The following is a 13,516-nucleotide window of genomic DNA, read 5'->3' on the forward strand; positions in this document are numbered from 1 at the left end:
ATAATATTATATTCTCTATTAAACATAAGTTAGATTATACTATATTTCGGGTAATTAATCAACTAAAAATGAGCCTTATAGGCTCATTTTAAATTAATATATTATTAAATTACATAAATGCTTCTGCTACAAATTTTAATATAAATAGCAAAGCTAAAATATATACTACTGGAGAAACTTCTTTTCCTCTGCCTGAAATTAATTTTAACACCGCGTATGAAACTATTCCAAAAACAATTCCGTTTGCTATTGAGTATGATAGAGGCATCATAATAATAGTTAAAAATGCAGGTAGCGCTTCTGTATAATCCTCAAAATCAATTTTCTTAATTCCAGTAATCATAAATAATCCTACTACAATTAATGCAGAAGATGTTGCGTAAGTTGGAATGACTGCAAAGATAGGTTGAAAAATCAAAGCCAATAAGAAAAGAAGAGCTGTAACTATCGCTGTAAGTCCCGTTCTTCCGCCTTCAGCAACTCCCGATGCACTTTCAACAAATGTAGTTACTGTTGATGTTCCAAGTATCGCTCCAACTGTTGTTCCTATTGAGTCGGCAAAAAGAGCCTGTCTTGCTCTAGGTAAATTTCCATCTTTGTCCAACATATCAGCTTTTGATGCAACTCCTACTAAAGTTCCTACTGTATCGAATAAATCAACGAATAGAAAAGCAAAAAGAGCTACAAACATTTCAGTTGATAAAATCTTACTGAAATCAAATTTCATAAAAATAGGAGCTATACTTGACGGTTTACCTATAATTGCCTTTGGAAGTTCAGAAACTCCACAAATTATTGACACTGCTGTTGTAGCCAACATACCGAACAAAATTGCACCGGGAACTTTTTTTACAATCAATAAAATAGTAAATAAAATGCCAAAAATTGTGATTAACGAAGTTGTACTTGTAATTGTCCCCAAGTCAAGAGGTATTCCCTTTCCTTGTTTAACAAGTCCCGCCTGATATAATCCTAAAAATGCGATAAAAATACCGATACCCGCACTAACCGCCTGTTTAAGTGAGTAAGGCATAGCATTTACAATCATTTCTCTAACTTTTGTAAAAGTTAAAATCAAAAATATAATACCTTCCAATAAAACGGCTGTTAATGCAAATTGCCAGCTATATCCTTTACCAATTACAATTGTATAGGTAAAATAAGCATTTAAGCCCATACCCGGAGCCAACGCAAAAGGATAATTTGCAAGAAGTCCCATTATGACCGTTCCTATAAATGATGCAATAGCTGTTGTTGTAAAAACAGCACCCTTATCCATTCCGGCCTCGGATAAAATTGTAGGGTTTACAACTAATATGTATGCCATAGTCATAAATGTGGTAATACCGGCTAAAACTTCTGTTCTAACAGTTGTTTTGTGTTCCTTGAGTTTGAAAAAATTTTCAAAAAACGTGCTCATAATTCCTCCTAAAAAAATTTTTTTGCAAAAAACAAAAATAACTCTTAAAAAATAACATCTAAAAAAAATAAACGCCCAAAAAGTAGGCTTCAAGCGAAACCTACCTTCTGGGCTTTTCTCCCTTAGGTGTAGTGCATAGCACCTGCACAGCTTGGACCTGCAAGAAAAATCTTCGGAACCCTATGTGCACTTTCTCTTTGAGTTATCAATATCACATCAATATAATAACAGTAAATAATTCTTTTGTCAATATCTATTTATTAGCTAATATTCTCAATTTAATTTTAAAAAAGGAATAACAATTCTTTACGATTTAATATTCCTTTATTAGTCTGATTAACAGGTATTTATTTTCGATATTCCTTTACTTTACGAGAATACTTATCCAACAATTCTCTCGAATATTTTTTTTCGTTTTTTGAATCTTTAGCCTCTTTCCAAAGAATAGAAGCAACTTTTAACTTATTCGAATAGTCTAAACTAGATTTATCTGAGCAAAAGTCTTTTAAAAATTGATTCCATTCACAAACTGAATTATCATACTTTGCATAATCAGATTTTCCATAATACACATTTAGCATATCCTTAATTGTAAAATTCAAATCTTTATCTTTTTTTACTTTTCTCCAAGATGTCGCCATATCAGCATTAAATTTAAATGGTGAAATTCCTGTTAAATTAGAAAAGTATTCTCTAAACTTTGCATTAAAGGAAAAACCACACTCAAGTAATGGCGTATCTAAAGTAATATTTTCCACTTTCTTCTTTTCTTTTTTTATTACAGTCTTTTTAATGATATTTCCTTTAAAATACTCCTCAATAGTACAATTAAGTTCTTGTTTTGTCCCTCTATATTCTAAACCTAGTAATTTACATATTTGAGAAAGTTCTTCACGATACCAATAATATTTACAAAATTCTTCAAACGTTTTAATTTCTTGAAACTCCGGTCTTTTTTTCAATGTTTTTCCTCCAATAAATAGCAGTTAAAACTAAAGAGGAGTAACTTTTAATATAACTCCTCTTTATCCTCCCTTAGTTATTTTCATATATACTTTCTAAAAATTTATAGATATCAAGATAAACTTTATCTTTATCAATTTCATTTAAAATTTCATGTCTCATTTGTGCATAGAGTTTTATTTTTACATTTTTTAATCCTGCTTTTTTATACATTCTATATCCTTTTAAAACTCCTCTTCCATAAGCTCCTACAGGGTCTGCTTTTCCGGAAATAAAGAGTATAGGTAAATCTTTATTTATATTTTCAAGATTTTTTTTATCAGAAGCTTCCTTTATCAAAGTTATCAAATCCAAGAAAAAAGTATTTGTGCAAAGAAAACCGCAATCTTTATCTAAAATATAATTTTCAACAACTTTTTCATCTCTTGTCAGCCAATCAAAATCGGTATTTTTATTTTTTATTCTGGAATTATATCCACTAAAGCCAAGTCTGTTTACAAAATTACTTCTTTTATTCCCATTTTTTCTCGATAAAATTCTAGCCAATAACATTGCAAATTTGTGTTTCATTCCATATTGTTCAGTCGTTCCGCAAATTATGGCACCGTCAACTGAATCAGAATATTTATTTAAAAAATTCCTAACGATAACCGAACCCATACTATGTCCGAATATAACAATTTTTTTATCTGGAAATTGCTCTTTTATATATTTGTTAAGGTCGTAAACATCTTCGATAAGTTTTATATTACCTTCTTTATCGGCAATATGACCTTTTTCTTCTTCAGCTTCACAAGTTTTCCCATGTCCTCTATTATCCATTCCAAAAACTCTAATTCCCTGTTTTTCCAAAAATAGAGCAAAATCTTTATATCTTCTTATATGCTCAGCCATTCCATGACAAATTTGCAGAACTATTTTCGGATTTTTTAAATTTTCAGAAAAGTCGATACAACATAATTTTTTGTTGTCAAGACTTGAATATATATAAAATTCTTTCATAAAACACCCCATAACCACAATATATATCTATTTTACCACAAATTGCTTAATAAATATAGTTTTTGCAAAAAAACTCATTTTTACAATTGTAAAAATGAGTTTTAAAAATTAAATCGCTTCTGCATGATATGAACTTCTTACCAACGGACCTGAATTTACTCTCAAAAATCCCATTTTAAAAGCTATATCTCTATATCTATCAAATTGTTGAGGATGTACATATTCCTTAACAGCAATGTGGAATTTTGTCGGCTGTAAATATTGTCCTACAGTTACCATATCGCATCCTACATCTCTAAGAGCCTTGAAAACTTCAACAACTTGTTCTTCCGTTTCTCCAAAACCTACCATAAGTCCTGATTTTGTTTTAAGTCCACATTCTTTTGCATATTTTAAAACCTCTAAACTTCTTTGAAAGTTTGCAGCAGGTCTAACTTTTGGATAAAACGCCGGAATTGTTTCAACATTATGGTTTAAAACATCTGGCTTTGTTTCATAAATTATATCCATAAGTTCTTTTCTTCCTGACATATCAGGAATTAAAAGTTCTATTGTCGTTTCAGGATTATATTTTCTTACTTGCCTTACAACCTCTGCAAATTGATTTGCTCCTTCATCAGGCAAGTCATCTCTTGTAACGGAAGTTACAACAGCATGTTTTAATCCTAAAATTTGAACAGCTTTTGCAAGATTTTCAGGTTCGTTCAAATCGACAGGGTCGGGCGTATGTCTTGTTACGTTACAAAAAGTACAATTTCTTGTACAATTCCTCCCAAGAATCATGAAAGTAGCAGTCCTTCTTGAATAACATTCCATTTTATTAGGACAATTTGCTTCATGACAAACAGTATGTAAGTTCAACCCTTCAATCATACTTTCAACATCAGTTGTATTTTTATCTCCCTGAATTTTTAATTTTAACCATTCAGGTTTTCTCATTATTTCTGCTTTTCTTTTCAGCATATCACACCTCTTAAAATAATTTAGTTATATCATCAATAAAAACTTTTTTATCCATTGACTTAATATATCTATCAATTTCAATATCTTTAAGAGCTTCTTCAATCGCTTCTTTTGAACATTGAACTCCTTTTAATATACTACACAATTTATCTATACCCAATTCACTAAAGAAATCTCCTTCAATGGAAATGTCTTTAATAGTCTCATTTTCAATATCAATCCCTATTTCTACGACTCCACAAGAATATTTTTCCGCTTTTCTATTCTTTTTTAAAGAGCCGTTTCCATAATTCCAATCTTTTGTTGCAAAAAGAGAATCTCTAATTTCGTAAATTTTTTTCATCTCTTCTTCAGTTAAAAATGTAGTACCTGTAATTTTATATTCATTTTTTATATATTCAATAGCTTTATCCATAAAAGTTTCAACATCCATATCAATCATATCTCCAATAAATCCAACTCTGGATCTTACAGATTGAACGGCTTTCCCTTTAAATTTTATATCTCTTGATTTTAAAGAATTAGTTAAATTATATAAATTCGCTTTGAATAAAAAAGTACCATGATGTAAAATCTTTTCTTTATTTTGATATTGAGCATTTCCACTGACTTTCGCTCCGTCTATCTGAATATCATTTCTTCCTGTAAATTCCGCATTAAGTCCCAAAGACTTCAGAAAATTAACAACTGGCTTTGCAAACTTTTTAAAAGACGAATCCACATCTTCTCCGGCTTTTTTAGTTATAAAACTATATTGCATATTTTCCGTATCACAATATATCGCACCACCACCGGATAATCTTCTAATTACATCCATATTATTTGCATTTGTAAAATCCAAATTGACTTCCAAATCAATATTTTGATATCGTCCAATTAAAATACAAGGTCTATTTCTCCAAAGCATAAAAATATCTTCATCATAATTTTCCATTAGATAAAGCTCAATTGCATGATTTAACGCAGGATCAAAATTTTTATTTTCAACAAAAATCATAATATCTCTCCATAAAAATTAATTTTAACTCAAGTATATTTTACCACAAATCAAAATATAAAAATAGTACCACAACAAAAAAGAAAACCAAAATGATTTTCTTTAAATTTTTAAAAGTTTTCTTAAGTTTTGTAAAATCACTATTGTAACTAGCATTACAATTCCCGTTAAAACCATCGTTCCACCCGGTTTCAATCCTTGATAAAACGAGATAACAATACCTGCAATTGTAAATAACATTCCAAACAAAATAGAGTAAATTACAGTTTGAAAATAAGATTTTGAAACTCTTAATGCACAGGCGACCGGAATAACCATAAGGGATGAAACCATTAAAACTCCAACAGTTCTTGAAGCAATTGAAATTGATAGAGAAATTAAAAATGTAAAAATTATATTTACAGTTTGAACTCTAATTCCCGCAAGTCTTGCTCCTACTTCATCAAATGAAACATACAACAATGCCTTATACAATATGGCAAAAACTGCAATTACAATAAAAAATACCATAGTAACCAAAATAACTTCAAAATCACTTATAGCAACAATACTTCCAAATAAAAAGCTGTTGAAATTAGCCGCTCCTTTTACAAAATCTGAAAGCACTGCTGCAAGTCCGATTCCTAAACTCATAATTATTGCAGTTGATATATCCGAATTTTTTGGAAAATATCTTCTCATGATTTCAATGGAAAAACTTGCAACCGCACAAGAAATTATTGCCGTTATGATTGGATTTACTCTGAAAATAAGCCCTATCGTAACACCAGCAAGAGAAACATGTGATAATGCTTCACCAATCATTGAATTTCTCTTATTTACCATAACAACTCCAATGCAAGGTATAACAATGGATAACATAATTCCAACCAAAAAAGCTCTTCTCATAAATTCAAGTTGAAACATTATCTCACCACCACTTTCTTATCTCTTATTTCCACAACTTTTGTAAGATTATCTTTCATGATTTCAAGCTCATGAGTTACAAGTAAAATTGTAATACCATGTATCCTATTAAGATGAGTTAAAATCTTAAAAAGTTGATCTTTACTTTCTTTGTCAATTCCCGTTGTAGGCTCATCAAAAATTAAAATCTTAGGATTATTTATTAAAGATTTTGCAATCATAATTCTCTGTTGTTGTCCACCACTCATTTTATTCATAGGCGTATTTGCAAAATCAAGCATATTAACTTGCGACAATGCCCTTTTTGCAAGTTCAATATGACTTTTCCTTGAAAATTTGAAAAATCCCATCTTATTATAAAGATTTAGAGTTACTATCTCTAAAGCCGTTATGGGAAAACCGGGTATATTACCGGCATTTATCTGAGGAACATATCCTATTGTATCCCACTCTTTAAAATTCTTAATATTTGTATTTGATATAAATATTTCTCCATCTGAAGGATTAAGCTCTTTTAAAATCAATTTGAGCAAAGTAGATTTCCCACTACCATTTGCTCCAATTATAGCTATAAAATCTTTCTTATAAATATCAAAAGAAAGATTTTCTAAAACATTTACACCTCCACTGTAAGAAAAAGAAACATTTTTTATTGAAATAATACTTTCCAAAACATTCTCCTATCTTGTAATTTAAACTATCCTAAAATCTTTGACAGTTAGTTTAAATTCTTAACTTTAATTTTATCTAATAAAATTGTAATGAATAAAATAAAATATACGTTTTTTTTATATTCTTTTTTTAAATCATTTTTTCATTCTTTGCCACAAACTGAAAAAAATGATATAATAATGGTAAAGGAAATGATTTTAATTGTGATTTTCTCACAATTACTCCTTTTGATTAATCAAGAGTGAATTTATTTGCAAATAGCACTCATTTACATACAGTGTATTATATACCCTTTTCGTCGAAAAATCAAGCAAAGGAGAGTATTTATGAAAAAAGCTTTTTTGAAAACTCTAAAAGATAATGATTTGAAAGTCACAAAAAACAGATTGGCAATTCTTAAAGAATTGGAAAAAAGAGAAGTTCCAACAACAGCAGAAGATATTTATAATGCAATTTCAACAAAAGGCGAAAAATATAGTATCTCAAGTATATACCGAGCATTGAATCAATTTTGTGAAAAAAATATTGCAAAGAGAACTGCAGAAATAGATGGAACTACATATTTTCAATTAAATAATGGACATATTCACAGTTTGATTTGTGAAAGATGCAAAAAAATAATACCGATAAATCATTGCCCAATACATAGCTTAATTGATGATATAGAAAATAAAACTGAATTTATCGTAACAGGTCATTATTTAGAAATTAAAGGTATCTGTAAAAATTGTCAGAAAAAACTTTCAAAAGAAGAATTGGAATGTATAAAAAATTCCGATGAAGAACTACATAGTACACATAAATGCAAGGATGAACATTGTATATAAATATTTGAAATTTTTTTAAAAAGTATTGACAAATATTTTATAAATTGATATAATATACAAGCATTCAATTTGAATGAAAAGTTTGGTGGGTGTGGCCTAGCTGGTTAGGGCGTCAGATTGTGGCTCTGAAGGTCATGGGTTCGAATCCCATCATCCACCCCATATATGCAGGAATGGCGGAACTGGCAGACGCGCTAGACTTAGGATCTAGTGTCATTGACGTGGGGGTTCAAGTCCTCTTTCCTGCACCATTGTTACTATGGGTAGTAGTTAAAAAAGTAGAGTTTTTAGGCTCTACTTTTTTTATTGTGAAACAACAAGGTTCCCGAGTACCCTCCCGATGCGAAGCGTCGTGGAAGGGTGGAGTTCTTATTGCGAAGCAACAAGGTTCCCGGGTACCCTCCCGATGCGAAGCATCGTGGAAGGATGGAGTTCTTATTGCGAAGCAACAAGGTTCCCGGGTACCCTCCCGATGCGAAGCATCGTGGAAGGATGGGGTTCTTATTACGAAACAACAAGGTTCCCGGGTACCCTCCCGATGCGAAGCGTCGTGGAAGGGTGGGGTTCTTATTTTTAAATTTAAAAAAGAGGTTATTATGAAAAAAGTTGTAAACATTGAAAAAACCGACTCTAATTTTAAAGATTATATTTTATTTGATATAGAAACAACCGGACTTAACAGAACAAAAGACTTTATGTATATGTTTGGAATTTGTGAAAAAAAAGGTAAAAACTTAATTTATTCTCAATATTATATTGAAGATGAATCAGAAGAAAAAGAATTGATTTTAAAGGTAAATGAGCTTTTAAATACAAAAAAAGTAATTTCATATAATGGAGACAGATTTGATTTTCCTTTTATCAGAAAAAAAATGGAAAAATATAATATTTCGAAAGTTGATTTTGAAAATATTGATATTTACAGGCAACTTCAAAAGCTCAATTTTTTTCTTGATGAACCTAGCCTAAAGGCTATAAATTTGGGAAAAAGACTTGGTTTTGATGTTCATGACCATGTTAATCAACAGGAAATGCCTAAAATTTTCAAGATGTATCAAGAGCTTAAGGATAAGGAGATGTTGTCAAAACTTATTTACCATAACTATATTGATCTGCAAGTTCTAAGCTATATTTATGAATATAAGGAAAGTATTTTAAATAAAATTTTGACCATTAATAACAAAAAATTTACAGGAATTTTAAAAACAATCTATATTCAAAAAAACTATCTGATAACAAGAATTTCCAATCCCAAAAATATAGATATAAACTTTCATCAAAATAATTACAGTATAACGAGCAATAAAGATGAAATCAAAATTTCATTGGAATTGGAAGATGGACTAATTGAAAATAATATAAAAGCTAAAGTTTTTAAATCAAAATATGAAAATAAAATTTTTAGAGAATCTCAAAATTTGACTGAAAATTTTATTCTCATAACAAAAAATAATAAAATAATAAAAGAAAATTTGCTTCTTTTACTAAATTTAATTTAATTGAGATAAAGTAACAGAAAACGCTTTAATTTTTTTGACTTTTAGTGTATAATAATACTGGAGGTAGTTATGTAGTTGTTGATAAAAATTAGGAGATTGCTATGGATGTTGGTGAAAAAATATTTTATCCTATGCATGGAGCAGGATTGATTAAAAGCATAGAAGACAAAGATTTGGGCGATTATTGCGAACGATTTTATGTTATTGAGCTTCCTTTTGAACAAAATTTACATATCTTCATTAAAGAAGACGACATTGATAAATTTGAATTTAGAAAACTTGTCAATGAAGATACTCTTGATGAGGTTTACAATTACCTTAACAATGAAGAATTCCCTATGCCGAATAATTGGGTACAAAGATATAAGGAAAATACAAAAAGACTTAAGTCTTCAGATATTTTTAATATAGCCTATGTTCTTAAAGGGTTGGCTATCAGGAATGAAAAAGGTAAACTTTCTTTAAAGGAACTGTTTATGTTAAATCTTGCAAAACGAATTTTAGTTTCAGAATTTGTTATGGTTAGCGGTTTTTCAAAAAACAAAATTAATAAAATCATAGAGTATTCTATAGAACATTAGGAGGGGAATATGTTTAAAGGTTTAAGATACTTGACCTTTGTTTTTGGTGGGCTTTTAGGTATTCTACTAGCCTATGGATTCGGTCAAGTTGTAGAGTTAGAGTTAAGCAAATTTGCTGTGATTTCGATTTATTCCATTTTTGCAATTATTTTTGGTATTATTTTTTATTTATTATTTCCGGTGATTTTAAAGAAACTTACAGTTAATTTTGAAAATATGATAAAAAAAGCTCAAAAAACTCCGACTTCTGATATTGTTACCGCAATTATCGGACTTATAGTTGGATTGATTATAGCTTTTTTAATTTCATTACCGATTTCCAATATAAAATTTCCTGTAATTGGAAATTTATTAAGTGCAACAATTACTATTTTTATATATTGTGCGCTTGGATTTATAGGAATCAAAATAGCTGTGGATAAAAAAGAAGAGATATTGAAATTTAAACTTTTTTCGAGAGAAAAGTCCTTTAAAAAAGGACATGTATATCCTAAAATTTTAGATACCTCTGTTATAATTGATGGAAGAATTTACGATATAATCAAAACCGGATTTTTGGAAGGTCCAATTATTATTGCTATGTTTATGGTTAAGGAATTACAATACATTGCGGATTCCGAAGACCCAAACAGAAGACAAAGAGGAAGACGCGGACTGGATATTTTAGATTTACTTCAAAATGAAAAAAATATTGAAATAAAAATTGTAGATAAGGATTACAAAAATATCAAAGAAGTTGACCATAAACTTTTAAAATTGACAGAAGATTATCACGGAAAACTTATTACAAATGACTACAATTTAAACAAAGTTGCATCTCTTCAAAAAATTTCAATACTGAATATAAATGAGCTTGCACTTGCGGTGAAACCTGTTGTAATTCAAGGCGAAAAACTTATTGTTGAAGTCATTAATCGTGGTAAGGAACCCGAACAAGGTCTTGGATATCTTTCTGACGGAACCATGATTGTGGTTGAAGATGGAAAAGATTATATCGGTCAAACAATAGAAACAACTGTAACGAGTATATTACAAACTCCTGCAGGAAAAATGATATTTACAAGAAAGAATTTAAAATAAATACATTATGTAATTTGAATGGAGGATTTTATGAATGAAAGAATTTACAAATCAACATCTTTTCAAGTTGTAAAAGAGCTGGTGCTGTTAATTGTCGCCTGTGCTTTTTTAGCTTTTATTTTGCACTTTTTTGTTAAAGACTATATAAATGCTATAGTTGTGGCTGTTGTATTTGTTTTCTCACTGGCTATGACACTTAAAGACAGGAAATTGTATGTTAAGGTTACAGATGATACCCTTACAATAGTAAATGGTAAAAAAGTTTATGAATACGAATTGGATGAATGTGCAATCAAAGCTAAAATAAAAAATAACGACATATTAACTTTGTATGTTATAGACTCAAACGAAAATACTAAAAGTTTTGATTTGTCATTACTTGGATACAAGCAATTCGAGAAACTTATTGAAGATATCCGTGTAATCGGAGATGAAGCGGAATCAATTACGTTAAAAGCAAAATAATTTTATATTAGGAGGATACTATGAATAATATTTCACAGATGATTAAAAATATGGGAGTTATGGCTTATATAATTCCCGCCGTTTTAATTATTTATGTTGTTGGAATTGTAATTTGGTCAAAAAAAAGAAAACAAGGATATGATAAATGGCTTTCAGATCATCCTGATGCGGTTAAAATTTATTTATCTACAAGTTTTAGCCCAATCACTTCAAAATCTCTTGTAGGAAGAATTTTAAGTCCAAATGCTTATCCAAGTATTGCTTATGAAGGAACTAAGTCTGTAATTTATGCTTTACCGGGAACTGTTGATGTTGAACTTACTTACAGTTATACAAGACCGGGAATATTGCATAAAAATGTAACTACAACTTGGGGTCCTACAAAACTTTCACTTGAAGTTGAAAAGGGAAAAACTTATTCTTTAGCTTTCGATAAAGAGGAAGAAACTTTTAAATTAAGTGTTGAAAGATAATTTGAACAAAGAGAAAACTTCAATAATTTCCGTTGGAGTTTTTTTGTGCAAAAATATATGAAAATTTCATAGAAAAAGAAAAACCCTAAACTTGTACTAAATACAAGAAGGGTTTTTCTTTCTAGCAAAATCTCATTCGATTAGGATTTATATCTTTCTCTTTTTCATAAAATTTTAAAATCTCTATACCATTTTCTAAAATCAACTTTTCAATTAATGCTTTATCTTCAAAATTATCAAACAAAATACTTATTCCGCAACAGTGATCTTCAGTTTTCGGAGTTGGTGCTATTGTACATTTTATTCCATTTTGTTTCATTAATTTATAAAGTTCCTGACCGTTTTTTGTATCTTTAAAAAAAATATAATATAGCATTAGCTTAACATCTCGATAAATGCACCAATTCTTGTTTTTAATTGTTCACTGTCTGAGTCCGTATAGTCAGTTTCGATTCCAAGAACAGGAATTATAGCTTCTTTTAAAGCCTTTTCAACTATTGTTCCCTCCGTATCATAAAGTGTACAGAACTTTAGGTTTATATCAATGACACCATCAATATTATATTCTTTAACCAATCTGATTATATCATCAACTCTTTCAGTATTTGGAGTAAAACATGCGCAATTTATATTTCCCAAATATCTACGAGTTAGATTTTCAACCATTTCATCAATTGTTTTTCCGTTTTCATCTACTAAATGTTCAGAATATCTATTACCTGTACACATTTCTTCACAAACAATCATTCCACCTATATTTTCAACTATTTGATGAATCTTCCAATTTGGGATTGAAAGTGGAGTACCAGTCAACAATATTCTTTTTGCATCTTTTTTAAATACACTTACATTATTCTTTGCTCTTTCTTCAAGTTCATCACAAAGTCTATTTACTTGTGCTGTAAATCTTACAGGGTCATCATAAAATGCTATTTGTGTGATAAGAAGTACATCTCTTCCTGAAATAGGTACATTGTCAAGTTTTCTAAAACTATTTAATCTTTTTAAAGCCTTTCTCTTATTATTCAAGGTTACAATCGCATTTTTTAAGCTTTCTTCTGTAATTTTATTTCCTGTCAATTTTTCCAATTCAGCCATATAGCCTTTTATTTCTTCTTTCCATTTTACAAAATCTTTTTCTCTCTTCATTTGTGGAATATCCATTATATACATTGGAGCATCTTTTGCTAAAATTTCCCATGCCTTTTTCTTACCGTCACAAGTTGTTTCTCCAACAAAAAGATCAGCAATTCTAAAGAATGGACAAGTTCTATCAAATCTTGCACCCAAAGATGCCTTTATCAACGGGCAAGTAGATGTTGGAAGTACTTTTTCTCCACCCGGAACCCAAAATTGAGATCCGCTACACAAACCTGTTGCAATAGCTCCCGCTGCAACTACAACTTCGTCAGGAACATGGATACAAAAAGAGCCTACAACTTTTCCACCCTTCTTTTGAAATTCAATAAGTTCTGCAGGTCTAATTCCGTGAATTTCTGCAACTACCATATTGAAATAGTCCATACTCTCAGGTCTATTTTCTTGACTTAAAAAAACATCTCCGAATGCGACAGGTAAAACTTCACATAAAATATCATGAGTATCGACATCCATATTCAAATCTTTCCACATTTTTCTGTAATCAGCCATTTTATTGCCTCCTATAAA

At 29.8% G+C, this 13,516-nt stretch carries 15 protein-coding genes and 2 tRNA genes; 8 read left to right on the forward strand and 9 right to left on the reverse strand.

Translation table 11 applies throughout. The features are described 5' to 3' along the window. Nucleotides 1-109: 109 nt before the first annotated feature. The 7 genes from VJI94_RS04475 to VJI94_RS04505 all read right to left on the reverse strand — a co-directional run bounded on the left by VJI94_RS04475 (nucleotide 110) and on the right by VJI94_RS04505 (nucleotide 6,922). A complete protein-coding gene (locus tag VJI94_RS04475) occupies nucleotides 110-1,420 on the reverse strand; it encodes an NCS2 family permease (protein WP_324008488.1) in 1,311 nt (436 codons plus the stop codon). 347 nt (nucleotides 1,421-1,767) lie between these two features. Continuing rightward, entirely contained in the window at nucleotides 1,768-2,382 is a 615-nt protein-coding gene (locus VJI94_RS04480) for an SAP domain-containing protein (RefSeq protein WP_281703813.1), read from the reverse strand. A gap of 73 nt (nucleotides 2,383-2,455) precedes the next feature. After that, nucleotides 2,456-3,385 carry an alpha/beta hydrolase gene (locus VJI94_RS04485; protein ID WP_324008489.1) on the reverse strand — a complete coding sequence of 310 codons (930 nt, stop codon included), beginning with the start codon at nucleotides 3,383-3,385 and terminating at the stop codon, nucleotides 2,456-2,458. Nucleotides 3,386-3,493: 108 nt separating this feature from the next. Then, a complete protein-coding gene (gene lipA, locus VJI94_RS04490; protein WP_150263339.1) occupies nucleotides 3,494-4,348 on the reverse strand; it encodes a lipoyl synthase in 855 nt (284 codons plus the stop codon). A 10-nt stretch (nucleotides 4,349-4,358) separates the two neighbouring features. Further along, nucleotides 4,359-5,345 (reverse strand): lipoate--protein ligase, encoded by a 987-nt coding sequence (locus VJI94_RS04495; protein WP_324008490.1) that lies wholly within the window; start codon nucleotides 5,343-5,345, stop codon nucleotides 4,359-4,361. A 102-nt stretch (nucleotides 5,346-5,447) separates the two neighbouring features. Further along, the gene (locus VJI94_RS04500) at nucleotides 5,448-6,251 is read right to left on the reverse strand and encodes a metal ABC transporter permease (protein ID WP_004832683.1); all 804 of its coding nucleotides are present in this window, start codon (nucleotides 6,249-6,251) and stop codon (nucleotides 5,448-5,450) included. After that, the gene (locus VJI94_RS04505; RefSeq protein ID WP_029950679.1) at nucleotides 6,251-6,922 is read right to left on the reverse strand and encodes a metal ABC transporter ATP-binding protein; all 672 of its coding nucleotides are present in this window, start codon (nucleotides 6,920-6,922) and stop codon (nucleotides 6,251-6,253) included. The genes VJI94_RS04500 and VJI94_RS04505 overlap by 1 nt, the downstream gene beginning before the upstream one ends. A 327-nt stretch (nucleotides 6,923-7,249) precedes the next feature. On the opposite strand from VJI94_RS04505, the gene VJI94_RS04510 reads away from it, so the two are divergent. The 8 genes from VJI94_RS04510 (at nucleotide 7,250) to VJI94_RS04545 (ending at nucleotide 11,848) form a co-directional block, all read left to right on the forward strand. Further along, the gene (locus VJI94_RS04510; protein WP_004832680.1) at nucleotides 7,250-7,750 is read left to right on the forward strand and encodes a Fur family transcriptional regulator; all 501 of its coding nucleotides are present in this window, start codon (nucleotides 7,250-7,252) and stop codon (nucleotides 7,748-7,750) included. Nucleotides 7,751-7,835: 85 nt separating this feature from the next. Beyond that, nucleotides 7,836-7,912: transfer RNA gene (locus tag VJI94_RS04515), tRNA-His, on the forward strand. A 5-nt stretch (nucleotides 7,913-7,917) separates the two neighbouring features. After that, nucleotides 7,918-8,001, forward strand: a tRNA-Leu gene (locus tag VJI94_RS04520). After that, nucleotides 7,972-9,249 carry a ribonuclease H-like domain-containing protein gene (locus VJI94_RS04525; protein WP_324008491.1) on the forward strand — a complete coding sequence of 426 codons (1,278 nt, stop codon included), beginning with the start codon at nucleotides 7,972-7,974 and terminating at the stop codon, nucleotides 9,247-9,249. Before VJI94_RS04520 ends, VJI94_RS04525 begins: the two co-directional genes overlap by 30 nt. Nucleotides 9,250-9,350: 101 nt before the next feature. Next, nucleotides 9,351-9,830, forward strand: coding sequence for a CarD family transcriptional regulator (locus tag VJI94_RS04530; protein WP_324008492.1), 480 nt, complete (start codon nucleotides 9,351-9,353; stop codon nucleotides 9,828-9,830). 9 nt (nucleotides 9,831-9,839) lie between these two features. Next, nucleotides 9,840-10,910 carry a PIN/TRAM domain-containing protein gene (locus VJI94_RS04535; RefSeq protein ID WP_004832678.1) on the forward strand — a complete coding sequence of 357 codons (1,071 nt, stop codon included), beginning with the start codon at nucleotides 9,840-9,842 and terminating at the stop codon, nucleotides 10,908-10,910. 30 nt (nucleotides 10,911-10,940) lie between these two features. After that, the gene (locus VJI94_RS04540; protein WP_324008493.1) at nucleotides 10,941-11,375 is read left to right on the forward strand and encodes a hypothetical protein; all 435 of its coding nucleotides are present in this window, start codon (nucleotides 10,941-10,943) and stop codon (nucleotides 11,373-11,375) included. A 20-nt stretch (nucleotides 11,376-11,395) separates the two neighbouring features. After that, on the forward strand, nucleotides 11,396-11,848 hold the full coding sequence (locus VJI94_RS04545) for a hypothetical protein (RefSeq protein ID WP_324008494.1): 453 nt from the start codon (nucleotides 11,396-11,398) through the stop codon (nucleotides 11,846-11,848). A 121-nt stretch (nucleotides 11,849-11,969) separates the two neighbouring features. Here the strand turns inward: VJI94_RS04545 and VJI94_RS04550 are convergent, their stop codons facing one another. Then, a complete protein-coding gene (locus VJI94_RS04550) occupies nucleotides 11,970-12,224 on the reverse strand; it encodes a DUF3343 domain-containing protein (RefSeq protein WP_324008495.1) in 255 nt (84 codons plus the stop codon). Next, a complete protein-coding gene (locus VJI94_RS04555; RefSeq protein WP_324008496.1) occupies nucleotides 12,224-13,498 on the reverse strand; it encodes a double-cubane-cluster-containing anaerobic reductase in 1,275 nt (424 codons plus the stop codon). The genes VJI94_RS04550 and VJI94_RS04555 overlap by 1 nt, the downstream gene beginning before the upstream one ends. Between the last annotated feature and the right edge of the window lie 18 nt (nucleotides 13,499-13,516).

Origin of the sequence: Parvimonas sp. D9 (genome assembly GCF_035282565.1) — a bacterium.
In the GTDB taxonomy this organism is placed as follows: Bacteria; Bacillota; Clostridia; order Tissierellales; family Peptoniphilaceae; genus Parvimonas; species Parvimonas micra.

Bases quoted from the DNA above. Each gene is read 5' to 3' on its own strand.
- VJI94_RS04475 (WP_324008488.1), bottom strand. From the start codon at position 1,420: ATGAGCACGTTTTTTGAAAATTTTTTCAAACTCAAGGAACACAAAACA.
- VJI94_RS04485 (WP_324008489.1), bottom strand. From the start codon at position 3,385: ATGAAAGAATTTTATATATATTCAAGTCTTGACAACAAAAAATTATGT.
- lipA (WP_150263339.1), bottom strand. From the start codon at position 4,348: ATGCTGAAAAGAAAAGCAGAAATAATGAGAAAACCTGAATGGTTAAAA.
- VJI94_RS04495 (WP_324008490.1), bottom strand. From the start codon at position 5,345: ATGATTTTTGTTGAAAATAAAAATTTTGATCCTGCGTTAAATCATGCA.
- VJI94_RS04500 (WP_004832683.1), bottom strand. From the start codon at position 6,251: ATGTTTCAACTTGAATTTATGAGAAGAGCTTTTTTGGTTGGAATTATG.
- VJI94_RS04510 (WP_004832680.1), top strand. From the start codon at position 7,250: ATGAAAAAAGCTTTTTTGAAAACTCTAAAAGATAATGATTTGAAAGTC.
- VJI94_RS04530 (WP_324008492.1), top strand. From the start codon at position 9,351: ATGGATGTTGGTGAAAAAATATTTTATCCTATGCATGGAGCAGGATTG.
- VJI94_RS04535 (WP_004832678.1), top strand. From the start codon at position 9,840: ATGTTTAAAGGTTTAAGATACTTGACCTTTGTTTTTGGTGGGCTTTTA.
- VJI94_RS04540 (WP_324008493.1), top strand. From the start codon at position 10,941: ATGAATGAAAGAATTTACAAATCAACATCTTTTCAAGTTGTAAAAGAG.
- VJI94_RS04545 (WP_324008494.1), top strand. From the start codon at position 11,396: ATGAATAATATTTCACAGATGATTAAAAATATGGGAGTTATGGCTTAT.
- VJI94_RS04550 (WP_324008495.1), bottom strand. From the start codon at position 12,224: ATGCTATATTATATTTTTTTTAAAGATACAAAAAACGGTCAGGAACTT.
- VJI94_RS04555 (WP_324008496.1), bottom strand. From the start codon at position 13,498: ATGGCTGATTACAGAAAAATGTGGAAAGATTTGAATATGGATGTCGAT.